Source organism: Roseburia porci (assembly GCF_009695765.1).
Classification (GTDB): domain Bacteria; phylum Bacillota; class Clostridia; order Lachnospirales; family Lachnospiraceae; genus Roseburia; species Roseburia porci.
Genome location: NZ_VUNI01000020.1, coordinates 36,294 through 60,068 on the forward strand (window position 1 = coordinate 36,294; position 23,775 = coordinate 60,068).

Annotated in this window: 22 protein-coding genes, 2 tRNA genes and 1 riboswitch; of the genes, 19 read left to right on the forward strand and 5 right to left on the reverse strand. The window is 43.2% G+C overall.

What is annotated here, in order from left to right; translation table 11 throughout:
- Positions 1-34: 34 nt before the first annotated feature.
- Positions 35-2,116 (forward strand): glycogen debranching protein, encoded by a 2,082-nt coding sequence (locus FYJ75_RS11025; protein WP_154430504.1) that lies wholly within the window; start codon positions 35-37, stop codon positions 2,114-2,116.
- 3 nt (positions 2,117-2,119) lie between these two features.
- On the opposite strand, the gene FYJ75_RS11030 is transcribed toward FYJ75_RS11025, so the two are convergent.
- Complete coding sequence (locus FYJ75_RS11030) at positions 2,120-2,530, reverse strand: helix-turn-helix domain-containing protein (RefSeq protein WP_154430505.1); 411 nt, start codon at positions 2,528-2,530, stop codon at positions 2,120-2,122.
- 85 nt (positions 2,531-2,615) lie between these two features.
- Positions 2,616-3,347, reverse strand: coding sequence for an elongation factor P 5-aminopentanone reductase (ymfI, locus tag FYJ75_RS11035; protein ID WP_154430506.1), 732 nt, complete (start codon positions 3,345-3,347; stop codon positions 2,616-2,618).
- Between the two features lie 147 nt (positions 3,348-3,494).
- On the opposite strand from ymfI, the gene FYJ75_RS11040 reads away from it, so the two are divergent.
- From FYJ75_RS11040 to FYJ75_RS11095, 12 genes are all read left to right on the forward strand, one after another.
- Positions 3,495-3,568 (forward strand) — tRNA-Pro (locus FYJ75_RS11040).
- A gap of 366 nt (positions 3,569-3,934) precedes the next feature.
- Positions 3,935-4,837: a phosphate ABC transporter substrate-binding protein gene (locus tag FYJ75_RS11045; RefSeq protein ID WP_154430507.1), complete on the forward strand. Its 903-nt coding sequence runs from the start codon at positions 3,935-3,937 to the stop codon at positions 4,835-4,837.
- Between the two features lie 16 nt (positions 4,838-4,853).
- Complete coding sequence (pstC, locus tag FYJ75_RS11050; RefSeq protein ID WP_154430508.1) at positions 4,854-5,786, forward strand: phosphate ABC transporter permease subunit PstC; 933 nt, start codon at positions 4,854-4,856, stop codon at positions 5,784-5,786.
- Positions 5,783-6,694, forward strand: coding sequence for a phosphate ABC transporter permease PstA (gene pstA, locus FYJ75_RS11055; RefSeq protein ID WP_154430509.1), 912 nt, complete (start codon positions 5,783-5,785; stop codon positions 6,692-6,694). The genes pstC and pstA overlap by 4 nt, the downstream gene beginning before the upstream one ends.
- Before the next feature lie 12 nt (positions 6,695-6,706).
- The gene (pstB, locus tag FYJ75_RS11060; protein WP_154430510.1) at positions 6,707-7,468 is read left to right on the forward strand and encodes a phosphate ABC transporter ATP-binding protein PstB; all 762 of its coding nucleotides are present in this window, start codon (positions 6,707-6,709) and stop codon (positions 7,466-7,468) included.
- Positions 7,468-8,115 carry a phosphate signaling complex protein PhoU gene (phoU, locus tag FYJ75_RS11065; RefSeq protein WP_154430511.1) on the forward strand — a complete coding sequence of 216 codons (648 nt, stop codon included), beginning with the start codon at positions 7,468-7,470 and terminating at the stop codon, positions 8,113-8,115. Before pstB ends, phoU begins: the two co-directional genes overlap by 1 nt.
- Before the next feature lie 2 nt (positions 8,116-8,117).
- Positions 8,118-8,369, forward strand: coding sequence for a hypothetical protein (locus tag FYJ75_RS11070; protein WP_154430512.1), 252 nt, complete (start codon positions 8,118-8,120; stop codon positions 8,367-8,369).
- Positions 8,370-8,477: 108 nt separating this feature from the next.
- Positions 8,478-10,256: a Na/Pi cotransporter family protein gene (locus tag FYJ75_RS11075; RefSeq protein ID WP_154430513.1), complete on the forward strand. Its 1,779-nt coding sequence runs from the start codon at positions 8,478-8,480 to the stop codon at positions 10,254-10,256.
- Positions 10,257-10,273: 17 nt separating this feature from the next.
- Entirely contained in the window at positions 10,274-10,942 is a 669-nt protein-coding gene (locus tag FYJ75_RS11080; RefSeq protein ID WP_154430514.1) for a response regulator transcription factor, read from the forward strand.
- A 60-nt stretch (positions 10,943-11,002) separates the two neighbouring features.
- Positions 11,003-12,316 (forward strand): sensor histidine kinase, encoded by a 1,314-nt coding sequence (locus FYJ75_RS11085; RefSeq protein ID WP_154430515.1) that lies wholly within the window; start codon positions 11,003-11,005, stop codon positions 12,314-12,316.
- Positions 12,317-12,410: 94 nt separating this feature from the next.
- Positions 12,411-13,208: an N-acetylmuramoyl-L-alanine amidase family protein gene (locus FYJ75_RS11090; RefSeq protein ID WP_154430516.1), complete on the forward strand. Its 798-nt coding sequence runs from the start codon at positions 12,411-12,413 to the stop codon at positions 13,206-13,208.
- Positions 13,205-14,176: a polysaccharide deacetylase family protein gene (locus tag FYJ75_RS11095; protein ID WP_154430517.1), complete on the forward strand. Its 972-nt coding sequence runs from the start codon at positions 13,205-13,207 to the stop codon at positions 14,174-14,176. The genes FYJ75_RS11090 and FYJ75_RS11095 overlap by 4 nt, the downstream gene beginning before the upstream one ends.
- A 15-nt stretch (positions 14,177-14,191) precedes the next feature.
- On the opposite strand, the gene FYJ75_RS11100 is transcribed toward FYJ75_RS11095, so the two are convergent.
- Complete coding sequence (locus FYJ75_RS11100) at positions 14,192-14,899, reverse strand: ATP-binding protein (RefSeq protein WP_154430518.1); 708 nt, start codon at positions 14,897-14,899, stop codon at positions 14,192-14,194.
- 132 nt (positions 14,900-15,031) lie between these two features.
- On the opposite strand from FYJ75_RS11100, the gene FYJ75_RS11105 reads away from it, so the two are divergent.
- The 3 genes from FYJ75_RS11105 to FYJ75_RS11115 all read left to right on the forward strand — a co-directional run bounded on the left by FYJ75_RS11105 (position 15,032) and on the right by FYJ75_RS11115 (position 19,121).
- Complete coding sequence (locus tag FYJ75_RS11105; RefSeq protein WP_154430519.1) at positions 15,032-15,703, forward strand: Crp/Fnr family transcriptional regulator; 672 nt, start codon at positions 15,032-15,034, stop codon at positions 15,701-15,703.
- Positions 15,704-15,791: 88 nt separating this feature from the next.
- A complete protein-coding gene (locus FYJ75_RS11110) occupies positions 15,792-17,099 on the forward strand; it encodes an ATP-binding protein (protein ID WP_154430520.1) in 1,308 nt (435 codons plus the stop codon).
- Positions 17,100-17,138: 39 nt separating this feature from the next.
- Positions 17,139-19,121, forward strand: coding sequence for an ABC-F family ATP-binding cassette domain-containing protein (locus FYJ75_RS11115; RefSeq protein ID WP_154430521.1), 1,983 nt, complete (start codon positions 17,139-17,141; stop codon positions 19,119-19,121).
- Positions 19,122-19,317: 196 nt separating this feature from the next.
- On the opposite strand, the gene FYJ75_RS11120 is transcribed toward FYJ75_RS11115, so the two are convergent.
- A tRNA-Glu gene (locus FYJ75_RS11120) sits at positions 19,318-19,389 on the reverse strand.
- 225 nt (positions 19,390-19,614) lie between these two features.
- Between FYJ75_RS11120 and FYJ75_RS11125 the strand changes: the two genes are divergently transcribed.
- The 3 genes from FYJ75_RS11125 (at position 19,615) to FYJ75_RS11135 (ending at position 22,101) form a co-directional block, all read left to right on the forward strand.
- A complete protein-coding gene (locus tag FYJ75_RS11125; protein ID WP_154430522.1) occupies positions 19,615-20,007 on the forward strand; it encodes a BlaI/MecI/CopY family transcriptional regulator in 393 nt (130 codons plus the stop codon).
- A gap of 121 nt (positions 20,008-20,128) precedes the next feature.
- A complete protein-coding gene (gene hpf / locus FYJ75_RS11130; RefSeq protein ID WP_154430523.1) occupies positions 20,129-20,656 on the forward strand; it encodes a ribosome hibernation-promoting factor, HPF/YfiA family in 528 nt (175 codons plus the stop codon).
- A gap of 173 nt (positions 20,657-20,829) precedes the next feature.
- Positions 20,830-22,101, forward strand: a complete 1,272-nt coding sequence (locus FYJ75_RS11135; RefSeq protein ID WP_235907089.1) for a C40 family peptidase — start codon at positions 20,830-20,832, stop codon at positions 22,099-22,101.
- A gap of 51 nt (positions 22,102-22,152) precedes the next feature.
- Here FYJ75_RS11135 and FYJ75_RS11140 read toward each other — a convergent pair whose 3' ends face one another.
- Complete coding sequence (locus tag FYJ75_RS11140) at positions 22,153-23,355, reverse strand: cation:proton antiporter (protein WP_154430524.1); 1,203 nt, start codon at positions 23,353-23,355, stop codon at positions 22,153-22,155.
- Between the two features lie 50 nt (positions 23,356-23,405).
- Positions 23,406-23,477, reverse strand: a riboswitch (Fluoride riboswitch).
- Between the last annotated feature and the right edge of the window lie 298 nt (positions 23,478-23,775).

Sequence of the window (23,775 nt, forward strand, 5' to 3'; positions counted from 1 at the left end):
GATTCCCAACGTGATTGGAATTGGAGGTATTCCCATGGCAAAATGGAATAAATATCAGGACATCAATGGATTTTTGGTAAGACCGGGCGTTTTTCGGGTGAATGGTGCGATTCAGCAGGAAGATGGAATTTGCTTTACAATCAATTCGCACGGCGCAACATCATGCACGCTTCTGCTTTTTCATCCACAGGAGTCAGAACCGTATGCAACCCTTCCATTTCCGGAAAGCTGCCATCTGGGGAATACATATTCCATGGTCGTATATGATCTGCGGAAAGAAGAATTTGAATATGCATTCCAGTTTGACGGACCATATGAACCGGAAAAGGGAAAGATATTCAATAAAGACAATATCATACTGGATCCTTATGCGGAGGCTGTCACCGGTCAGCGTAACTGGGGTGAGAGACCGGAGGGCGGCAAGGATTTTGTATACAAAGCCAGAGTTGTACAGAGTGAGTTCGACTGGGGAGATACGAAACAGCTTGAGCATCCATTCGAAGATCTGGTTATTTATGAGACACATGTCAGAGGCTTCACGAAGGATGCATCATCCGGTGTGAAAGCGAACGGAACTTTCGAAGGACTTCGGGAGAAGATTCCGTATCTGAAAGATCTGGGAATCAACGCAGTAGAATTAATGCCGATCTTTGAGTTCGATGAGATGGAGAGCGCAAGGATTGTGGACGGACAGAAGCTCTATAATTACTGGGGCTATAATACGGTTGCATTTTTTGCACCAAACACGAGTTACGCATTTAATGAGGAACACAACAGGGAAGGGAATGAGTTAAAGAGACTCATCTATGAGTTAAAAGAGAACGGAATCGAGGTTATTCTCGATGTGGTATTTAACCATACGGCAGAGGGCAATGAATTCGGACCGTGTTTTTCATTTAAGGGCATTGACAACAATATTTATTACATGCTGACGCCGGATGCACATTATTACAATTTCAGTGGATGCGGGAATGTCATGAACTGCAATCATCCGATCGTAAGAAGGTTTATCATCGACTGTCTGAGACACTGGGTGGTTGACTATCGTGTGGATGGATTCCGGTTTGATCTTGCTTCGATTCTGGGACGTGATCAGAATGGTGCGCCAATGGCGGACCCTCCGATTCTTGAGGCACTGGCGTTTGACCCCGTACTTGGAAAAGTAAAACTGATCGCGGAAGCCTGGGATGCCGGCGGACTCTATCAGGTAGGAAGTTTCCCGTCCTGGAGCAGATGGGCAGAATGGAACGGAAGATATCGGGATGACATGCGCCGGTTTTTAAAAGGTGACGATGGAACCGCGGGAGCAGCAATTACACGTATTACGGGCTCGAAGGATCTCTATGATCCAACTTACCGTGGAAACAGCGCGTCGGTCAATTTCCTGACCTGTCATGATGGTTTTACACTGTATGATCTTTATTCTTATAATGAGAAGCATAATGAGAAAAACGGCTGGAATAATACCGATGGAGACAACAATGGAAACAGCTGGAACTGCGGATGGGAAGGAGAGACACAAGATCCAGAGATTTTAGGACTTCGGAAACGTCTGATCAAAAATGCGTTTGCGGCGCTGATGTGCAGCAGAGGCCCTGCAATGTTTTTTGCGGGAGATGAATTCTGCAATACCCAGTATGGCAATAACAATGCATATTGTCAGGACAATATCGTGTCATGGCTGGACTGGAACCGTCTGGATGAGTATCGGGAGATCCATGATTTCGCACGATTTATGATCCATTTTCGAAAAGATCATCCGATCCTCCGGAAAACAACAGAGTCTGCAGCCTGTCAGTTCCCGGAGATCAGCATTCATAACGGATATCCGAACCAGGAAGCAACGGATTATACAACACATCTGATCGGAATTATGTATGCAGGACGCAATGAGGAAAACACGGGTGATGATATTATTTTTTATGCGATGAATTCTTATTGGGAACCGCTTACGGCGCAACTGCCGGTTCTGCAGAACGGAATGGAATGGAAGGTAGTTGTCAATACCAACTGTCAGTATGAAGACGGGCTGGATTATCACGCTATGACAGAATGGTTTGGACCGTATACAATCCGGATACCTGCGCGTACGACAATTATTCTTGTCGCAAAATAAAGATTATGATTCGGAAGCTGGATTGGATGCCTGAAGCTGGCGGAGAATGACCAGAGCGGAAGAACGGGTTGTTTCATCAATGGTATGAAACAGGGAAAGAAACTGTTCATCCTGACGTGGAAGTTTGCCGTGAACCATGTCAGGATAGTCGGTCAGACCAAGCAGATAATCGGTGGAAAAGTGTAAGATATTCGCAATCGCAGATAAAGTCTGGATATTTGGAAGACGTCTTCCGGTTCGGTAGGCGCTGACTGTGGACGTAGAAACATAGAGTGCATCTGCAAGCTCGCGTACACTCATCTGACGGATTTCCATACTATAACATAAACGGGAAGCAAACAGATTGTTGCTTTCCGTTTTTGTGTTTGATTGTTCTTTTTTGCCGACCGGCTTATCTTTCGTATTTTTTCCCATAAGCTGATTGTATACAAATCATTTGGAAAAAACTGTAAAATGAGCAATACGTCAACTGGATTCTTGAATTCTAAGAAACAAAAAATCAGATCCATCCGCCGTCGAGTGTGATGATCTGACCGGTCAGGTATTCATTTCCGGTAGCGAGCTGGAGCGCAAGATGAGCAACTTCCTCCGCAGACCCGAATCTTCCGGCTGGAATCTCTTCTGCGAGAGCAGCACGCTCGGATTCGTCGAAGCATGCATTCATCTGAGTGTCGATCACACCGCAGGCAATGGCATTCACCTGCACATTACTTGGCGCAAGTTCTTTTCCGAGAGCCTTGGTAAAGGAATTGATGCCTCCCTTGCAGGCTGAGTATGCAACTTCACAGGATGCTCCGACATTGCCCCAGACGGAGGAGATATTGATGATTTTACCATTTTGTCGGGAGACCATCTGTGGAATTACATATTTACAATAGGAGAAGACCGAGGTCAGATTATTGGCGATGATATGATTCCATTCCTCAATCGTCATATCACTGAGCAGACCGATATGGGCAATTCCGGCGTTGTTGATCAACATGTCAACATGTCCAAAGTGTGAGATCGTTGCATTTACCATTTCATGCACAAAATCATGATCTCCCACGTCTCCGGTAAAAGTCAGGACTTCTGTATGGAATTCGGCCTGCAGCTTTGCAGCAAGCTGCTTGAGATCAGAAGAAGAGTGGCTGCAGCAGAGGGAAAGATGATAGCCGGCCTGTGCAAATGCATAAGCTGAAGCAGCACCGATTCCTCTGGAAGCTCCGGTAATAATTGCAGTTTTATTCATAAAAAATATATCCTTCTTTCTTATTATAAATTCGTTTCTGGATTTACATAAAATATAGCAAAAAAATAAAAGAAATTCTAGACAAAAACAAAACATTGTGATAACATAATCGGGTACGGTAGAGAACGCCGGATGAATTTCATATAGCGGAATGTGGCTCAGCTTGGTAGAGCGCTTCGTTCGGGACGAAGAGGTCGCGTGTTCGAATCACGTCATTCCGATTCCTTGGCAGGGGCACAAAGATGTCAGATCCTCAGAACTTTCAAAGTTCTGAGGATTTTTTTTAAATCATAGGAAATTCCTTCCTATGATTTAAAAACGCTCCGCGGGGATGCGCAGCTCGCGGAGATGAAGTTTATGTTGAACATACCGCTCGCGCGCGAAAGTGTGCAGTAAGCGCACACTTTATTTTTGAACAATGGAACAGAATAGTCACTGCTTGGTGCAATTTTTAATTTCAAAATAGTAACTGCGATTGGTTTTACCGTTTTTTGACATGGATTTTACCGTGGAATGGTATTGGATTTTACTTATGTCCGATATGATAACTCCTGTAAAACGAACAGAGAGTTCAGGAGGAAAATAAAATGAAAAAGAAAATCGTAAAAACATTAGCAGTTACAACAGCACTTACCATTGCAGCAGCAAGTATGGTAGGATGTGGAAACAGTGGAACAGCTGATTCAAATGCAGATAACAAAGCATCAGGAGATACACAGGCAGCAGCTTCAGACAGCAAAGATGCAAAAGATATAACAGGAACCGTAACAATGGCAGGAAGTACTTCCATGGAGAAGCTTGCGAACTCCCTGAAAGAAGCTTTCGGAGCAAAATATCCGGGAATTTCCGTAACAGCAGAATTTACAGGATCTTCTGCCGGAATTGAATCCTTAGAGGCAGGAAGCGTTGATATCGGTAACTCATCCAGAGAACTCAGCGATGATGAAAAATCCCAGGGTATCGTTGAAAATGTTGTAGCAATCGATGGAATCGCAGTTATCACAGATACTGCAAACGACGTAACAAAGATCTCATCCGATGACCTTGCAAAAGTATATACAGGAGAGATTACAAACTGGAAAGAACTTGGCGGACAGGATGAGGCAATCGTAGTAGTCGGACGTGAAGCAGCATCCGGAACAAGAGGAGCATTTGAGGAACTCCTTGATATTAAAGATAAATGCAAATATGCAAACGAACTGGATTCTACCGGTGCAGTACTTGCAAAAGTAGCATCTACTCCTGGATCAATCGGATATATTTCACTGGATGTTTTAGATGATTCAGTATCAGCTCTTGCAATTGATGATGTAGAAGCAACAGAAGATAACATTGTTGCAGGAAAATACAAATTATCCCGTCCATTCGTAATGGCTACCAAAGGTGAGATTTCAGAGCAGAGCGAAGCTGTTCAGACATTCTTTGATTATATCCAGTCAGATGAAGGACAGGAAGTAATCAAAAAAGCTGGTCTGATTTTACCACAGTAAGAATAGGAAGGATTGTATGGAAACTAACACAGTATCAATTATTGGGAAAAAGAGAGCGGGTTCCATTGTAGAAAGTACCGCGAGAGTGATCTTTCTGGCAACCGCAGTAGTCGCAATAGTTGCAGTTCTTTCCATCACAGTTTACATGATCTTAAAAGGAACCCCGGCACTTGCGAGTGTCGGGGTGACCGACATATTATTTGGAACTGTTTGGGAACCGACTGCGACAGAACCACATTTTGGAATTTTATATATTATTCTTACATCGATTGTAGGAACTGCGCTGGCAATTCTGATCGGAGTTCCAGTCAGCATTCTTACTGCAGTTTTTCTTGCAGAAGTTGCACCGAAAAAACTTGCAGCAATCGTTCAGCCGGCAGTAGAGCTTCTGGCAGCGATTCCATCCGTTATCTATGGACTTCTCGGACTTATGATTCTGACACCATGGATGTATGGACTTGAAAAGAAAATATTTGCCGGATCACAGACCCATCAGTTTACAGGCGGAGCCAATCTGATTTCGGCAGTGATCGTGCTTGCAATTATGATTCTTCCGACCGTAATCAACATCAGCGTATCTTCCATCAAAGCTGTGCCACAGCAGATGAAATCGGCATCTCTGGCACTTGGCGCAACGAAAATACAGACGATATTCGGAGTTGTTCTTCCGGCAGCAAAATCCGGAATTATGACCGCAATTGTACTGGGAATCGGACGTGCGCTTGGTGAGGCAATGGCAATCAGCCTTGTATCCGGAAGTGCGGTCAACATTCCGCTTCCGTTTAATTCCGTTCGTTTCCTGACAACAGCAATCGTAAGTGACATGAGTTATTCCCAGGGAACACACAGACAGGTTCTGTTTACGATTGGACTGGTACTTTTCGTATTTATTATGGTAATCAATCTGATTCTGACCAGACTGATTAAGAAAGGAGAACAGGAAGTATGACAACAGAGGCTGTTGTGAAATCAAGACCGGTGGTATCCGCAGGAAGCATCACAAAAGGACGCAGGAGACCGACAGATGTACTCGCATACATTGGTATATATGCAAGTGCAGCATTTTCTGTATTACTTCTTGTTGGAATTATCGGTTATGTACTTGTGAAGGGATACTCTATGATCAGTTGGAGTTTCCTGACCGGTGTGACGAGTGTATTAAATGATACCGTTGGAATTGCCGGAAATATTTTGAATACATTATATATTATCGTTTTAACAATGCTCATTGCTACGCCGATCGGAATCGGAGCAGCCGTATATCTGAACGAATATGCAAAACCTGGAAAACTGGTTACAGCCATTGAATTTGCAACCCAGATCCTTTCCGGAATCCCATCGATCATATTCGGACTTTTCGGAATGATCTTTTTCGGTCAGACACTTCATCTGAGTTACTGTATTCTGACCGGTGCACTTACGCTTGTGCTTATGGTACTTCCACTTGTAATCCGTAACACGCAGGAAGCATTAAAGACAGTTCCGGACAGCTACAGACAGGGTGCAATCGGACTTGGAACAGGAAAATGGTATATGATCCGGACAATTCTTCTTCCGTCTGCAATGCCTGGAATCATCACAGGTGTTATCCTTGCAATCGGACGAATTGTTGGCGAATCAGCAGCGCTTTTATTTACGGCAGGAAGTGACGGAATGCTTCCAATTACAGTAAAACAGTTTTTGGATAAAATCTTTGCTTCCGGAGGAACACTGACCATTCAGCTTTATCTGAGCATGTCAAAGGGACAGTATGATGTGGCATTCGGAATCGCAGTTATACTGCTTGTGATCGTCCTTTTGATCAATATGTTAACAAAACTTCTGGCGCGCAGGTTCGATGTGCACACCAGAGAGTAACCAGGAGGAAATATGGAGAAAAAAACAAAGATCAAAGTACGCGATCTCCATTTATATTATGGAGAAAACCATGCTTTGAAGGGTGTAAATATGGACATCAAGGACAACAGTGTCACTGCTTTTATCGGTCCATCCGGATGTGGTAAATCTACATTTTTAAAAACATTAAACCGCATGAATGATCTTGTGGATAATGTCCGGATCGAGGGAAATGTGTACCTTGATGGAGAGGATATCTACGATGAGAACGTGGATACAACGGTTCTGCGTAAAAAAATCGGTATGGTATTCCAGCAGCCAAATCCATTTCCGATGAGCATTTATGACAATATCGCATATGGACCGAGAGTCCATGGAATCAAGGACAAAGAAAAACTGGATCAGATCGTGGAGGAAAGCCTCCGCGGAGCTGCAATTTTTGATGAAGTGAAGGATCGACTGAAAAAATCAGCGCTTGGATTATCCGGTGGACAGCAGCAGCGTATCTGCATTGCAAGAGCACTTGCCGTTCAGCCGGAAGTACTTCTGATGGATGAGCCGACTTCGGCACTGGATCCGATCTCTACCGCAAAAGTAGAAGAACTGATGGAAGATCTGAAGAAAAAATATACCGTAGTTGTGGTAACACACAATATGCAGCAGGCAGTACGAGTATCGGATGATACAGCATTTTTCCTGGTAGGAGAAATGGTAGAATTTGGTGATACCAAGACCGTCTTTTCCTATCCGAAGGACAAGAGAACAGAGGATTACATTACAGGGAGGTTTGGTTGATGCGTACAAAATTCGACGAGCAGCTTAATCAGCTGAATCAGGAGCTCATGCATATGGGCACAATGATCGAGGAACAGATTCAGAAGGCAGTGGTAGCCTTTATGAAACAGGATACAGAGCTTGCCAGAATCATTATGGACAATGATACGGATGTTGACCGTGAAGAGAAAAAAATCGAGAATATCTGTTTTAATCTTCTGATGCAGCAACAGCCGGTTGCAAGAGATTTAAGAACTATTTCGGCAGCAATGAAAATGGTTACCGATATGGAACGTATTGGAGATCATGCGGCAGATATTTCGGAAATGACGATCCTGATCGCGGACAATACTTATGTAAAACAGCTGGATCATATTCAGAAAATGGCTTCTGAGACCGTGCAGATGCTGATGAAGAGCATACAGGCATACGTAGACAAGGATATGGAAGCAGCCAAAGCGATTATCAAAAATGACGATGTGATCGATGAACTTTTCCTTGAGGTAAAGAAGGATCTGATCGCAATGATCCATGCCAACGCAGATTGTGGAGAACAGGCGACGGATCTTCTGATGGTTGCAAAATATTTTGAACGTATTGGAGACCATGCAACAAATATTGCAGAGTGGGTAATCTTTGCTCTGGATGATAAAAACCGGGAGGGTTGATTATGATGCGATGGCTTTGGGAAAATATAAAAAATAACATATGCAGGGAAGAGTGGCAGCAAAGGATATTTCTCTTTCTGAATACCGTTATGTGGATGGGAATTGGATTCCTGATCAGTTTTCTCATTGGAGTCATCTGCATGCCGGTTGGATGGACACTTCTTGGCTACGCATTGATCGCTGCCGGTTATGCTGCGGTTTTTATCGGTTTTCTCGGAGGATGCATTTTTCTGATGAGAAATACGCCAGAATAAAATTTTACATAGATTTTACATAGATAACCCTCCGGTTTTACATATACTTGTTATAGTGTTCTTTGTAAGAATGATGTAAAAAGTATGTAACTTAAGAGGGAGCTTTCTATGGACATTTTTGGTATTCTGACAATGATTGGCGGTCTGGCCCTGTTTCTTTATGGAATGAACGCAATGGGCGATGGACTTGCCAGGTTATCCGGAGGTAAGATGGAGCAGGTGCTGGAGAAACTGACTTCCAGAAGAATTATGGCAGTTCTTCTGGGCGCAGGAGTGACAGCAGTGATCCAGTCTTCTTCCGCTACGACAGTTATGGTCGTAGGATTTGTAAATTCGGGAATTATGAAATTAAATCAGGCCGTGGGGATTATCATGGGTGCCAACATTGGTACGACGGTAACTTCATGGCTGCTTTCGCTTACCGGGATTGAAGGAAATAATATCTGGATTCAACTTTTGAAACCATCCTCATTTTCACCGGTTCTTGCAGCTGTCGGTATTATTCTTACTATGACAGCCAAAGACAATAAGAAAAAGGATATCGGAAATATCCTTGTTGGGTTTGCCATTCTGATGTTTGGAATGGAGACCATGAGCGGCGCAGTAGAGCCGCTTGCATCAAATGAAAAATTTACGCATCTGTTGTTGATGTTCCAGAATCCGATTCTCGGAATGATCGCTGGAACGATTCTCACAGCAGTCATCCAGAGTTCTTCGGCATCTGTTGGTATTCTGCAGGCACTGTGTGCGACCGGAGCAGTGAGCTTTGGTACTGCGATCCCGATTATTATGGGACAGAATATCGGAACCTGTGTGACTGCGATTATGTCATCGGTTGGAGCAAGTAAAAATGCAAAAAGAGCATCGATGATCCATCTCTTTTTCAATATGATCGGAACTATTTTATTCATGATCGTATTCTATACACTGAATGCATTTTTACATTTTACATTCCTTGGACATGCGGCAAATGCAGCAGGAATCGCAATCATCCACAGTTTATTCAATATCGGAGCGGTAGTCGTACTGTTTCCGTTTGGCGACTGGCTGGTAAAACTCGCAACACTTGCAATTCCGGATCATGCAGGGCATGAGGAAAAGAAACCGGATGAATTTGCAATTCTGGATGAACGTTTTCTGGAGCAGCCGGCGTTTGCAATGGAGCTTTGCAGAAATGCAGCAGTACGCATGGCAGAGGAAGCAAGAGATTCGCTTTATCTTGCAATTGGGCTCTTAACGGATTATCATAAAAGTACAGCAGAGCGTGTTTCTGAGATGGAGAATAATGTAGACCGTTATGAGGATGCACTTGGAACCTATCTTGTAAAGCTCAGCGGAAAAGAACTTTCGACGAGTGACAGCAGGAGTATGTCGGTTTTGTTACACTGCATCGGAGATTTTGAACGTATTTCGGATCATGCAGTCAACATTATGAATTCTGCGAATGAGATCCACAGGGAAAAACTGGAATTTTCACCAAAGGCGATCGAAGAAATCGAAGTGTTTGCTTCTGCGGTGAGAGATATCGTAGGAGAGGCCGTTGATGCCTTTATGAAAAATGACCTGGAAAAAGCAAGAGATATTGAACCTCTGGAGCAGGTGATTGATGGACTCAACATGGAAGTAAAACAGCGTCATATCAAGCGCTTGCGTAAAGGAAAATGTACAATGGAGCTTGGCTTCGTACTTCAGGATATCTGTGCGAACTTTGAACGTATCTCGGATCATTGTTCGAATATCGGGGTCTGCCTGATACAGATCAATGAAGATGGTTTTGAGACACATGAGTATCTGGATATTGTAAAGGATGAAAGCAACGAATGGTTCCGCAATGAGTATATTGCATTGCAGGGCAAATACAGGCTCCCGGGTAAGAAAAGCAATTAGCGATAGAAAGGAAAAGCATGGCTTTAATTTATATTGTTGAAGATGACAGTAATATCAGGGAAATAGAAACAATTGCACTGAAAAACAGTGGACATACGGTCAGTGCATTTGAAAAAGCAAGAGATTTTTATAAGAAAACAGAGGACATGGTGCCGGATCTGGTGCTTTTAGATGTTATGCTCCCGGATGAAAGCGGGTATGATATCGTAAAGAAACTCCGGAAGAATCCGGTGACAAAACAGATCCCGATCATTATGGTTACGGCGAAAACGACCGAGATGGACATGATCAAAGGACTGGATGACGGAGCCGATGATTATATTAAGAAACCATTTTCCATTATGGAGCTTATCACAAGAGTAAAGGCACTTCTCAGGAGAACAACTCCGGAGGAGAGCAAATATGCAAGAATTGACAATGTATTTCTGGATAATGAACGGCATATGGTGTATGTAGATGATGCTCCGGTGGAACTGACCTTTAAAGAATATGAGCTTCTCCGGCTTTTGATGTCGAACCCGAGTGTCGTGCTTACAAGGGAAGTGATCATGCGGCATGTGTGGGGAACCGAGTTCGAGGGTGAATCGAGAACGGTGGATATGCACATCAAGACATTAAGACAGAAACTTGGAGCTGCAGGAAGTAAGATCAAGACCGTACGAAATGTCGGTTATGTAATGGAATAAGAGAAAAACAGCCAGGCTGAAGGATTCGGTCTGGCTGTTACTGTACAAGAAGGAGTTACAATGAAACGCAGAATCAATATTCAGCTGATCGGAATTGCACTGATCGCGATTTTATCAACCATGGTACTGATGACAAGTATCTTTTATGAGGTATTTCAGAAACAGGTAAAGGAAGACCTTCGTCTGGAAACGCAGGTATTATGCAGTACAGGGATTTTTGACGAAGATCATATGGATAAATTAAATCTTGCAGTATCTGAACTTCGAATCACATGGATCAGTCAGGATGGAACGGTATTATATGACAATGATGCAGATATTGGTTCCATGGATAACCATGCGACAAGACCTGAGGTTGAGGAGGCCTTTTCCGATGGGGAGGGTGAGACGGTCAGACGTTCCGATACGATGAACGCAAATACGTTTTATTATGCAGTCAGACTGGAAGATGGAAGTGTGCTCAGAGTCGCAAGGGAAGCTGGAAGCTTCTGGAGCATTTTTGAATCTTCTTTCCCTCTGATTGCGGTAATTATCCTGGTTATGACGGTTATCAGTATCATTCTGGCGCATTTTCTCACGAAGAAGCTGATCGCGCCGATCGAGCAGATGGCTGGGAACATGGACGATTTCAGTGGAACACCGGTCTACAAAGAGCTTGTCCCGTTCCTTACAACGATCCGCATGCAGCATGAGAATATTTTAGAGGCTGCAAAGGTAAGACAGGATTTTACGGCTAATGTTTCACATGAATTAAAGACACCGCTTACTGCCATTTCCGGATATGCAGAGCTGATCGAAAATAAGATGGTCGAAGGAGAACAGCTCGAACATTTTGCAAAGGAGATCCGTCATAATGCGGAGCGGCTGCTTTCGTTGATCAACGACATCATTAATCTGTCGGAGCTTGATCGAACGGAGGATCAGATTCAGTTTGAGAATCTGGATCTTTGTGAAGTTGTGGAAAACTGTTCAGATACACTGCGGATGAATGCGCAGCAGAAAAATCTTGAATTCAGCTTTGAGGGAGAACCTTGTATGATCCGGGCAAACCGGGATCTGATCAATGAGCTTGTAACCAACCTTGGTGAAAATGCGATCCGCTATAATCGCGAAAACGGTTCTGTGGATATCCGTGTTTTTTCAGAAAATGGAAGACCTGTGCTTCTGGTTTCGGATACTGGAATCGGAATTCCAAAAGAACATCAGGACAGAATTTTTGAACGTTTTTACCGTGTGGATAAAAGCCGTTCGAAACAGACCGGAGGAACCGGCCTTGGACTTGCCATCGTAAAACATATTGTTGCGATCCATGATGCATCCCTGACACTTGAGAGTGAGGAGGGAAAAGGAACCACAATCCGCGTTGAATTTTAAAAAACCTTAAGAAATAGGTACTTGTGCATATTGTCCCATTGCCTTAGAATAAGAAAAGAGCCTTTTGAGAATGTTATAAAGGGGAGTGGGAAAAATGGCAGCAAGGCGTAAAAGTGCAAAGGAAAAAGCATTGGACAGTGCTATCCGAATGGCATCGTGCGGGATCATGCTTGCATTTGTGCTGATTGGAATACAGATGTTTTCCGGTTTTGTGGAGACAAAACTTATGGCACAGAATGAAGTGGTGAAGCCGGAAAATACGCCGTTACTGGAAACACCGGCAATTACAGATACAGAGGAAGAACAGACAGGATTCACCGTCTGCATTGATGCAGGACATGGTGGAAAAGACAACGGGTGTGATTATAAGGGACGTTACGAAAAGGACGATAATCTGACACTCGCACTTGCTCTTCAGGAGTATTTACAGTCACAGAACGTGAAGGTCGTCATGACGAGGGACGATGACAGCTTTTTGAAGTTGTCTGCCAGATGCCGGGTATCCAATGATGCAAAAGCCGATTATTACATTTCCCTGCATCGCAATAAAGGCGAAGGATATGGAATTGAAAGCTGGATCTACAGCAATGCCAACGATGAAAGTATTTCCCTGGCTGAAAATATCATGAAGGGACTTGAGACGGTAGGCATATCAAGAAACCGTGGAGTGTCTTACGGAACTTCAGAGGGGAACGGTTCCGATTATTATGTCAATTCCCATTCCAATGCACCATCGCTGATTCTTGAGATGGGATTTATCAATTCTTCAGAGGATAATAAGCTTTTAGATGACCAGAAGGAAGCGTATGCAAAGGCGATCGGAGATGCGATTATTGAGACCTATCAGGCATATCAGCAGGACAAGAAAACAGGAGATTCAAGTGGGTTATGAGAGAAAATAATAACAGACCAATGGACCGTGCAATGGCGGCGGTATTTTGCGCAATACTGTTAGTGGCGGTCGTGATCATTTTGCTGGTCGCAGGGCATTTGATGTCGAAAAATGCAAAGCACAAAGATTCCGGAAAGGCTGCGGAGAATACGCAGATTGAGGAAAGCTCCGAGACGATCGGGATGGAGACGCAGGAGACCGAAGTGACGGAGACACTCGCGCAGGAAGAGACCGAGACGGAAGAACCGTTTATAGCGACACCGATTCCGAATGTGGAATCATTAGATACTACAAGTTATGGATGGGGACAGGGCGTTCAGTTCGATGAGTATAATCGTCCGATCAGTGCTGTACAATATCAGGAGACTTACGGAAAATACAATGCCAATTTTATTGGTGAGAACAGGCCGGTTATCTATCTTACATTTGATGAGGGATATGAGTACGGATGTACCGAAAGAATACTGGATACGTTAAAAGAAAAGGGCGTACATGCGGTATTTTTTGTGACACAGCCTTATGCCGAAGACAATCCACAGCTGGTTCAGCGTATGATCGATGAGGGACATACCGTAGGAAACCACAGTGTGACACATCCGTCCAAGGGACTGCCTTCCCAGACGATGGAGCAACAGCAGCAGGAAGTTATGGGATGTCATCAGTATGTACTGGATCATTTTGGATATACGATGCATCTGTTCCGTTATCCGACCGGGGCTTTTTCCGAACAGTCTCTTGCAATCGTCAATAACTGCAATTACAAGAGCGTGTTCTGGAGTTTTGCTTATCTGGACTATGATGTCAATAATCAGCCGGATCAGACACAGTCTTTGCAGAAGCTTGTAGACCGTATGCATCCGGGAGCAATTTATCTGCTCCATGCAGAATCCGAGACAAATACTGCAATTCTTGGAAGCTTTATCGATCAGGCAAAAGCAGCAGGCTACAGCCTGGAAGCCTTTGACTGATCTGGAAACGCATATTTATACGAGTGTTCCGTCCGGTGAGATCGTCACGATCTGAAGCGGGATATTTTTTCCGCTGGCAGCAATCGCTTTCTCGACAGCCATGGCAAGTCCGCCACAGCAAGGAACAGTCATTCGTGTCAGAGTGATCGAACGGATATTGTTTTCGGAAAAGATCACAGAAAGCTTTTCACTGTAGTCAATATCGTCTAACTTAGGACAGCCGATCAGCGTTACGCGGTTTTTAATGAAGTCATTATGGAAATTACCATAAGCGTAGGCGGTACAATCGGCAGCGATCAAAAGATCACAATCATTAAAATACGGCGCATTTGGAGCTACAAGCTTGATCTGGACTGGCCACTGTGATAACTGGCTTGGAACAGAGTCGCAGGAAGCGGACGGAGCAGCTGGTTTCATAGAACGTGCCATGGAGCCTGGACAACCGTGAAATACCGGTGTCCGGGCTTCTTTTTGCTTTGCGTTTCTTTTTGCGAGATGCTCTTTTACAGCTGCTTCATCATAGGCGGCAGCTTCCCGTTCGATAAAAGAGATCGCATTGACCGGACAGTTTGGAAGGCAGTCGCCAAGTCCATCACAGTAATCGTCACGCATCAGCTTTGCTTTCCCATTGACCAGGGCGATTGCACCCTCATGGCAGGCTTTGACACAAAGCCCGCATCCGTTACATTTTTCTTCATTGATTTCAATCACTCTTCTTACCATTTGTTAAATCCTCCATATATCAATACTGTTTCTTTAATTTTTCGTTGATAAATATTTTCAATACGAATATAATACAGATATCATTGAAAGTATGTTGTTTTTCCAACAAAAAGGAAAACAGGGGGAAGAAATATGAAAATTACGAGTGCAATGCGGGACGCGTCCATTTTTCGGAATTTGAGTGATGATGAAATCGTTGGAATGCTGCCCTGTCTGAATGCAAAAGAGCAGCATTTTAAGAAAAATGAAGTGATCTACCGGCCGGGAGATCAGGTGAGAAAGATCGGACTTGTGATTTCCGGTGCTGTCAGAATTGAAAAGATTGATTACTGGGGCAACCGCAAGATTATATCTGTGATTGAGCCGGGACAGATATTCGGGGAAGCTTACGCGGGAATGAAGACGATTCCAATGGAGATGGAGGTGCTTGCGGCAGTGCCGTCGGTCATTCTTTTTATGGAAGTCGGGAAAATCCTTACGACATGTGGAAATTCCTGCGAATTTCATTCCAAAATGATACGGAATATGGTCTATGTGCTTGCAGAACGCAATTATAAACTGACACAGAAAATGGATCATCTGACACAGAAAACAACGCGGGAGAAGCTGCTTTCCTATTTTTCCGAGCAGGCGCTGGAATGTGGAAGATCGGATTTTGATATTCCGCTGGACAGACAGCAGCTGGCAGATTATCTGAGTGTTGACCGGAGTGCAATGTCCACCGAGCTTGGCAAAATGAAAAAGGATGGCTTGATCGAATATCGGAAGAACCATTTTACACTGAAACAGGGAATGCTCGGGTAGGCTGCATTTACAAAATGTGGCAGCTGTGGCATAATAAAGGATAAAGCATCGCAAAAGTTAAAGCAAACAATACAGGAGGTATTGGTATATGTATAAACAGTTATCACAGTTACTTATGTATGGAGATCTGGATCAGGATGGAATCCTGTATCAGCTTGGAGAGATTTTTCACCGCTACGACAAGGGTGATTATGATAGAATGGAGCTTGTGCGTGACATTAATACACAGATCAAGCATTTACTGAAGGTGGCAACCGATTATGGATTTGATGATAATCTCTGGCACAATTATCTGACGTTTTTCCTTATGATGAGCGAGAACCCGTTCAGCATGACCTGTGAAAAAGTCGGCGCCAGCGAAGGAACCGTAAATCTTCTTGTGGAGAACGATTTTCGCATTTTCAAATCCCTGTTTGACTATGATTTTTCAAAGATTGAGAAGGATCTTGGGATCGACTGCTTCAGCCGTATCTCCAATTATCATGCGATCAGCAAAAAGGATCTGATGTACAACAAAAACGTCAGTGAGAAGGTGCGCGCACTCAGTAAAAAACTGGAAAACACCACAACAGAACAGGAATTTTTCGATGTTGTAACCGGATTCTATAAGGATTACGGCGTTGGAATGTTCGGACTTAACAAGGCATTTCGTATCGAGGAGAACCCGGCTGGCGGCGTAATCTTCCGCCCGATCAACAATATGGATCAGGTAATGCTGGATGATCTGGTTGGATACGAGATCCAGAAGAAGAAGCTGGTGGACAATACAGAAGCATTTGTACAGGGCAGAAAAGCCAACAACTGTCTGCTGTTTGGTGACAGTGGTACTGGAAAATCTACAAGTATCAAGGCAATCGTCAACCAGTATTATGATCAGGGTCTGCGTATGATCGAGATTTACAAACATCAGTTTAAAGATCTTTCCAGAGTCATCGCAGACATCAAAAACCGGAATTACCGGTTCATTATCTATATGGATGATCTTTCTTTTGAAGAATTTGAGATCGAATACAAATTCTTAAAGGCAGTCATCGAAGGTGGTGTAGAGACGAAACCGGAAAATATTCTGATCTATGCAACTTCAAACCGTCGTCACCTGATCAAGGAATCATGGAATGACAGAAACGATATGGAACACGAGAATGACAGACACCATTCCGATACGGTAGAAGAGAAGCTTTCTCTGGTAAACCGTTTTGGTGTTACAATCAATTACTCAAAACCGACGCAGAAGGAGTATTTTGACATTGTATTAAATCTTGCAAGAAAACAGGGAATCACAATGTCGGATGATGAACTTCGCGCAGAAGCAAATAAATGGGAACTCAGCCATGGTGGAATTTCCGGACGTACTGCCCAGCAGTTTGTCAATTATCTGGCGAGCCAGGAAATGTAGGAAGTTTCCCTGCTTTCCCAACGGGATAAGGATGAAATTATGTTATATCAGATAAGTAATGGCGCAGTCGCATTTGCGGATGATGTCATTTTACATCATATTAATTTTGAAATTCGAAATACAGAAAAGATCGCAGTTGTCGGCAGAAACGGATGTGGCAAGACCACACTTCTTAAACTGATCTCCGGAGAAGTGGATCTGGAAAAAAGAGACAGTGATGAGGATGTCTTTATTGCAAAATCCGGAAACCCTCAGATCGGATATCTCAAACAGATCGCGTTTGAAGATACAGGGATCACTCTGGAGCAGGAGATCCGTAAGGTTTTTGCACCGATGGAACTGCGTAAAAAACAGCTGGAAGCAGCTGCAAAAGAGCTTGAGACCGATCATTCGGAAGAAAAAGTAAAAGCATACACGAATATGGAAGAAAAATTCCGTGAGGATGGAGGCTATTACTTTGAAAAAGAATATGAGGTCCTGATCCGCAAATTTGGGTTTTCCGAAGAAGAACGAAAGAAACCGCTTCGGGATTTCTCCGGAGGACAGCAGACAAAGATCGCGTTTATCAAGCTGCTATTGAGTAAACCGGATATTCTTCTTCTGGACGAGCCGACCAACCATCTGGACATCACAACGATCGAATGGCTGGAGGGTTATCTGAAAAACTATCCGAAAGCAGTTGTCGTTGTATCGCATGACCGAATGTTTTTGGATCACGTGGTGGATGTGGTTTATGAGATCGAATACGGAACTGCCAAACGTTATCCGGGTGATTACACACACTTTGTGGAGCAGAAGAAGTTAGATTATGAGAAGCAGTTAAAGGATTACAACGCACAGCAGAAAGAGATCGCACGTCTGCAGCATATGGTAGACCGTTTTAAGAACAAGCCTACGAAAGTTTCGATGGCAAGATCAAAACAGAAAGCAATTGAGCATATGGATAAGATCGAGGCGCCGGATCGTTTTGATACCAGGACATTTCATGCCAATTTCCAGCCGGCAAAAGAGACCGGAAATGATGTGCTTATGGTAAATAATCTGGAGATCGGATACGATCATCCGCTTTCTACGGTATCGCTGGATCTGAAAAAAGGCGAAAAGCTTGGAATCTTGGGTGGAAACGGACTTGGAAAATCCACGTTCCTTAAGACGATCGTTGAGAAGATTCCACCGCTTTCCGGAGAATTCCGTTATGGAACCAATGTGCAGATCGGTTACTTTGATCAGCAGATGGCGATGTATCAGAGCGACAAGACCGTTCTGGATGATTTCTGGGATGAATTTCCGAATCTGACAGAGACAGAGGCGAGAAATGCACTTGGTGCTTTCCTTTTTACCGGGGAGGATGTGTTCAAAAACATCAATATGCTTTCCGGAGGCGAAAAGGTGCGTCTTGCGCTTTGCAAGATCTTAAAGAGAAAGCCGAATGTACTGGTACTCGATGAGCCGACCAACCATATGGACATTGTCGGAAAGGAAACGCTCGAGAGCATGCTTTCCGAGTTTGCAGGAACACTGATCTTTGTATCGCATGACCGTTATTTTGTGAAAAAGGTTGCAACAAGACTTCTGGTATTTGAAGATGGTACAACTCATCAGTATCAGTTTGGTTATGAAGAATATCAGGAAAAACTGGACAGAGAAGCTGCGAAAGAAGATTCTTCCTATAAAGGGAATCCGGTGCTTGGTGGTGCGATCAGTGTAAATGGTGGTCAGCATGCAGCACAGAATACACAGACTGCTTCCACCGGCGGGAAAAAGGCGTACTATAATCCAGGCAAGGAACGTTCGAAGATGGAGAAGAAAGTCAAAAAGGCAGAAGAAGAACTGGCGGTAAAAGAGGCGAAGCTGGACGAACTGAAAGCGGAGCTTTTAAAACCGGAATACCAGTCCAGCTATTCAAAGCTGACAGAGATCCAGAATGAAATCGATGCGATGGAAGAAGCAATCATGGAAGATATGGAGAACTGGGAACAGTTGTCTTCGCAGCTGGAAGAACTTATGCAGGCGGAAGGATGATCTTATATAGCTATAGACGTTTGACCAACTCTTCCATATAAATAAGAAGAAAAAGAACAAAAAGGGAATCCCGCTTCTGGGATTCCCTTTTGACGTTGCAAGGAAACCTGCCTTTTTAAGGGCAGGCTATGTCGATCTTGTTTGCATATGCTGGATAAACAAAAAACAGGATATCCATCGGATATCCTGTTCCTAGCAGCTTGTAGGGGAATCGAACCCCTGATTCCGCCGTGAGAGGGCGGCGTCTTAACCGCTTGACCAACAAGCCATGAACTTATTATAACAAGCTTTTTCAAAAATGCAAGCTTTTTTTGAAAAAAATATTTTTTTTATTGAATTCGCAAAATTCGATACAATTAGAAACAAAAATATAAAGAAAAATTAAAAAAAGGTAAAAAATGGGGGCAAAACTTTATTGAAAAAGAAAAAAGATTATACTATAATGCACGTGATATAAAAATAAGAGCTTTTTTAGACATATGAGGTGGTATAAATGAGTAACAATAAGGCAGCAAAAGAATTGACAAACTGTGAAAAACTGATCATGAAGGTTGTGTGGGAAGCAAAGGATGACATCTCAACACCGGATACGATTGAGCAGTTGAAAGTACGTTTTGGTAAGGAGTATGCCAGAACAACGGTGGTTACTTTTGTACAGAGACTGGTTGAGAAAGGTTATGTGACAACCTACAGAAGGGGACGGGTTTCTTACATCCGGCCGACACAGAGTGAAGAGGAATACCGTAACCGGATGTTACAGGATACGGTGAACTTCTGGTTTGATGGTGATTGGACAGAAATGATATCTGCGCTTTGCAGTGACAGTAACCTGAATGCAGAAGAAGCAGAGAAAATCCGCGAGATCATAGATAATACAGACAGATAATTGTTTATAAAATTAAAATTTATATAAAAATTGCACAAAAAAGTTTGCTATTTCAATGGATTATGGTATAATAAAACCATGATATATCTGTATCAAATAAACGGCAAAGGGGTTGGACATCATGAGAATTACGATCACAGGAAAGAACATTGAATTAACAGATGGAATCAAGAAAGCAGTAGAGGACAAGCTGAGCAAGCTTGAGAAATACTTTACCCCGGACACCGATGTAAATGTTACATTGAGTGTTGAGAAGGAACGTCAGAAGATTGAAGTAACAATTCCGATGAAGGGTAACATGATTCGTTCTGAACAGGTCAGCAATGACATGTATGTGTCCATCGATCTTGTAGAAGAGGTAATCGAGAGACAGCTTAGAAAGTACAGAACCAAGCTCGTTACAAAGAAACAGAATGCGGAAGCATATTTCACACCGGATTTTATGGACGCTGACACAGAGGAAGAAGAAGTTAAGATCGTTCGTAGTAAGAAGTTCGGAATCAAACCAATGTATCCGGAAGATGCATGTGTACAGATGGAATTATTAGGACATGATTTCTTTGTATTCCGTAATGCGGAGACAGATGAGGTCAATGTCGTATATAAGAGAAAAGGAAGTACATATGGATTAATCGAGCCAGAGTGCTAGAGATACACGAAAGAAGAAACCGGCAGGAGGTTGCTCCTGCCGGTTTTATTGTGTAGTGCAGGGAATATTGCTGCATTACAAATTGGGGGTTGCATTTTATTGGAAAATGCGTATAATAAAATGTAACAAGTTTGTAACAAATTTAAATTTTGCGAAACAATTAAGGAGAAGAAATGAACAAGAAGGTAATTGCAAGACTGGCGGCAGTATTATCAGGAACTATGCTTTTGACAGTGTTTGCATATGTAAATCAGAATCCAGATACGAATTATGACAAGAATGTTACAGCAATTGTTGCAGAGGAAGAACCGGGAACAGTTTCCGTTCAGGAGAATGAGACGAATCCGGTAACAGCAGCAGAGGAAAATGGGGACTCCGAAGCTACTGAACAGGCACAGACAACAGAGAACTCAGAGAGTACTGAGAGTACCGAACAGTCGGAAGCAGTGGACGGACAGGCTGTAGCAGAAGCACAGGCACAGTCGGATGACGTCGCAGCAGATGCACCGACAGAGAGTGTTGATACAGAACAGAATGAATTTGCAAATACAGCGATTGCACAGGTCGATGATTATGTAAACATCCGATCTGAGGCATCTGAGGATGGAGAGATCCTTGGAAAGCTTTATAATAACTCTATCGGAACCGTAAACGGAGAAGAAAACGGATGGTATCAGATTACTTCCGGATCCGTAACCGGTTATGTAAAGAGCGAGTATGTTGTAGTTGGAGATGCTGCGTTGATCCAGAGCGCAGGAACCAGATACGCTACTGTGAATACAACAACATTATTTGTAAGAAGTGAGCCTACGACGGAGTCAAAGGTTATTTATATGCTTCCGGAAGGCGATGATCTTGTAGCACTTGACGAGTCCAATGACGGATGGGTTAAAGTTTCTACAGAGGCAGGAGAAGGATATGTTTCTTCTGAATTTGTAAATATGTCTACCGTATATGTAGAAGCAGAATCCAAGGCAGAAGAGGAAGCACGTCTTGCAGCAGAAGAAGCCAAAAGAAAGGCGGCAGATGCAGCTGCTGCAGCAGTGACAGGTTCTTCTTCTAAGAGTTCCGGTTCATCCAGCAGTTCTTCATCATCTGCAAGCTCAAACGGTCAGGCAGTAGTAAGTTACGCAAGCCAGTTCCTTGGCAATCCATATGTATATGGTGGAACCAGTCTGACAAACGGAACTGACTGTTCAGGATTTGTTATGGGAGTGTATGCACACTTTGGCGTGGGACTTTCCCATTCATCATCATCTATGAGAAGCGCAGGTTATGGTGTCAGCGTTTCCGATATGCAGCCGGGTGATATTGTATGCTACAGCGGACATGTTGGAATTTATGCAGGCGGTGGTTCCATCATCAATGCAGCAACAGAATCTACTGGAATTACCTATACGAATGTAAATTATGCACCAATTCTTGCAGTACGCAGAATCTTCTAGTGCTTAACAATCGATAACTGTAATTTAAGAAAGAGTGTGAAAGCGGATGCTTCACACTCTTTCTTTATGTAAGAATTTCTGACAGGTTGCATCCATTCCGAACGCACCTAATGGGGCTGTAATGACGATTGCCATAACCGCAACCGATAATACGATTTTTCCACAGGCTAATCCGGCTGCTAATGGAACGGAACCGATTGCGGCCTGAACCGTAGCCTTTGGTGAATAAGAGATAACACAAAACAGTTTCTCTTTCCAGGATAATCCTGTTTTAATCACGCAGAGCAATACACCGGCGGCGCGGAATAAAAGTGCAAGGAATATCATGACAACGGCAGCAATTCCGGCATTTAACGTATAGCGGATATCAACAGCTGCACCAACAAGTACAAATAACATGACTTCGGCAGCAAGCCAGAGTTTTCCAAATTTGTCAGATAATCTTTTGGATACAAATGCAATGCTTTTCATTTTTAACACACATGCCATACTGACGACCGCAAGTAAACCGGAAACAGCGACTTTTCCTTCTAACAGCGTTTCAAGTGCAACCAGAAGAAAAGCAAATCCTAACACGATAATTACCTTTTTACTGTTTCGGACATAGTGTTTATGCGCATATGCCGTTTCAAAAAAGAGATACAGTCCGTATCCTGCGAGCGCACCTGCCAGAATTCCAAGTATAATGGAGACTGGAATATTGACAAATGCCATAACATTTGCAGTGCCGCCCTGGGCCATACTTAGGAAAGTCGTGAATAATACAATAACAAAGATATCGTCGCAGGAAGCGCCTGCCATGATCATTTGTGGAATTCCCTTTTTGGTACCGTAGTTATTTTCCATATAAGAAACCATTCGCGGGACAACAACTGCAGGAGATACTGCACCTAAAACAGCACCCATTACAGCAGCCTCAATTCTGGTAATTCCAAGCAGCATTGGTGCAAAGAGAATATATCCAAGAATTTCACAGGATGCCGGAACAAACGATAAAAGAATTGCAGGTCTTCCGACTTTTTTCAGGTCATTCAGATCGAGTGAGAATCCGGCTTTTAACAGGATAATAATAAGAGCCATTTTTCGAAGATCGGCAGAGATTGACAGAATTGACGGATCGAGAAGATCGAGTACATACGGTCCTAAAACGATGCCCGTGATCAACATGCCGATAATTTCCGGAAGTTTCAGACGCTGGCAGATCGCACCCATGGACAGACCCACCAGAAAAATAAGTGATAAAGATGTTAACATAGTTTTCCCTCCTTTGGACGCAAAAAAAGCTGACACTTTCTGCGACCATAATAATCGTAGAAGTCATCAGCTCAATAAGCAGTTTAGGTTTCCCAGGGGAGAACTTCATTCCCACTTTTTAGAATATACGATTTCATATTCCATGTCAATAAGGGATTTTTCACTGTTTGTTTTTCTTAGAAAATAAGAATACGGTGTACATATACAACCTTGTTATTTCAGAAAAAATAAAGTACTATGAATTTAGGCACTTTGGGAGGGAGAAGAATGTAATGGGACGATAAAAGGGGGGGAAGTTTGAAACAAACAAGCAGAGGACAGCCTAAAAATAAAGAGCATAGCAAATAAACCGCCTAAGCAGTCGGTTTTAAAAATTGAATATATACACAACACCTAATCAGGTAACAGGAACAACATCAT

Bases quoted from the DNA above. Each gene is read 5' to 3' on its own strand.
- FYJ75_RS11105 (WP_154430519.1), top strand. From the start codon at position 15,032: ATGAAAATTACGAGTGCAATGCGGGACGCGTCCATTTTTCGGAATTTG.
- FYJ75_RS11110 (WP_154430520.1), top strand. From the start codon at position 15,792: ATGTATAAACAGTTATCACAGTTACTTATGTATGGAGATCTGGATCAG.
- FYJ75_RS11030 (WP_154430505.1), bottom strand. From the start codon at position 2,530: ATGGGAAAAAATACGAAAGATAAGCCGGTCGGCAAAAAAGAACAATCA.
- pstA (WP_154430509.1), top strand. From the start codon at position 5,783: ATGACAACAGAGGCTGTTGTGAAATCAAGACCGGTGGTATCCGCAGGA.
- FYJ75_RS11085 (WP_154430515.1), top strand. From the start codon at position 11,003: ATGAAACGCAGAATCAATATTCAGCTGATCGGAATTGCACTGATCGCG.
- FYJ75_RS11100 (WP_154430518.1), bottom strand. From the start codon at position 14,899: ATGGTAAGAAGAGTGATTGAAATCAATGAAGAAAAATGTAACGGATGC.
- FYJ75_RS11095 (WP_154430517.1), top strand. From the start codon at position 13,205: ATGAGAGAAAATAATAACAGACCAATGGACCGTGCAATGGCGGCGGTA.
- FYJ75_RS11135 (WP_235907089.1), top strand. From the start codon at position 20,830: ATGAACAAGAAGGTAATTGCAAGACTGGCGGCAGTATTATCAGGAACT.
- pstC (WP_154430508.1), top strand. From the start codon at position 4,854: ATGGAAACTAACACAGTATCAATTATTGGGAAAAAGAGAGCGGGTTCC.
- pstB (WP_154430510.1), top strand. From the start codon at position 6,707: ATGGAGAAAAAAACAAAGATCAAAGTACGCGATCTCCATTTATATTAT.
- FYJ75_RS11080 (WP_154430514.1), top strand. From the start codon at position 10,274: ATGGCTTTAATTTATATTGTTGAAGATGACAGTAATATCAGGGAAATA.
- hpf (WP_154430523.1), top strand. From the start codon at position 20,129: ATGAGAATTACGATCACAGGAAAGAACATTGAATTAACAGATGGAATC.
- FYJ75_RS11090 (WP_154430516.1), top strand. From the start codon at position 12,411: ATGGCAGCAAGGCGTAAAAGTGCAAAGGAAAAAGCATTGGACAGTGCT.
- phoU (WP_154430511.1), top strand. From the start codon at position 7,468: ATGCGTACAAAATTCGACGAGCAGCTTAATCAGCTGAATCAGGAGCTC.
- FYJ75_RS11075 (WP_154430513.1), top strand. From the start codon at position 8,478: ATGGACATTTTTGGTATTCTGACAATGATTGGCGGTCTGGCCCTGTTT.
- FYJ75_RS11070 (WP_154430512.1), top strand. From the start codon at position 8,118: ATGATGCGATGGCTTTGGGAAAATATAAAAAATAACATATGCAGGGAA.
- FYJ75_RS11140 (WP_154430524.1), bottom strand. From the start codon at position 23,355: ATGTTAACATCTTTATCACTTATTTTTCTGGTGGGTCTGTCCATGGGT.
- ymfI (WP_154430506.1), bottom strand. From the start codon at position 3,347: ATGAATAAAACTGCAATTATTACCGGAGCTTCCAGAGGAATCGGTGCT.
- FYJ75_RS11125 (WP_154430522.1), top strand. From the start codon at position 19,615: ATGAGTAACAATAAGGCAGCAAAAGAATTGACAAACTGTGAAAAACTG.
- FYJ75_RS11025 (WP_154430504.1), top strand. From the start codon at position 35: ATGGCAAAATGGAATAAATATCAGGACATCAATGGATTTTTGGTAAGA.
- FYJ75_RS11115 (WP_154430521.1), top strand. From the start codon at position 17,139: ATGTTATATCAGATAAGTAATGGCGCAGTCGCATTTGCGGATGATGTC.
- FYJ75_RS11045 (WP_154430507.1), top strand. From the start codon at position 3,935: ATGAAAAAGAAAATCGTAAAAACATTAGCAGTTACAACAGCACTTACC.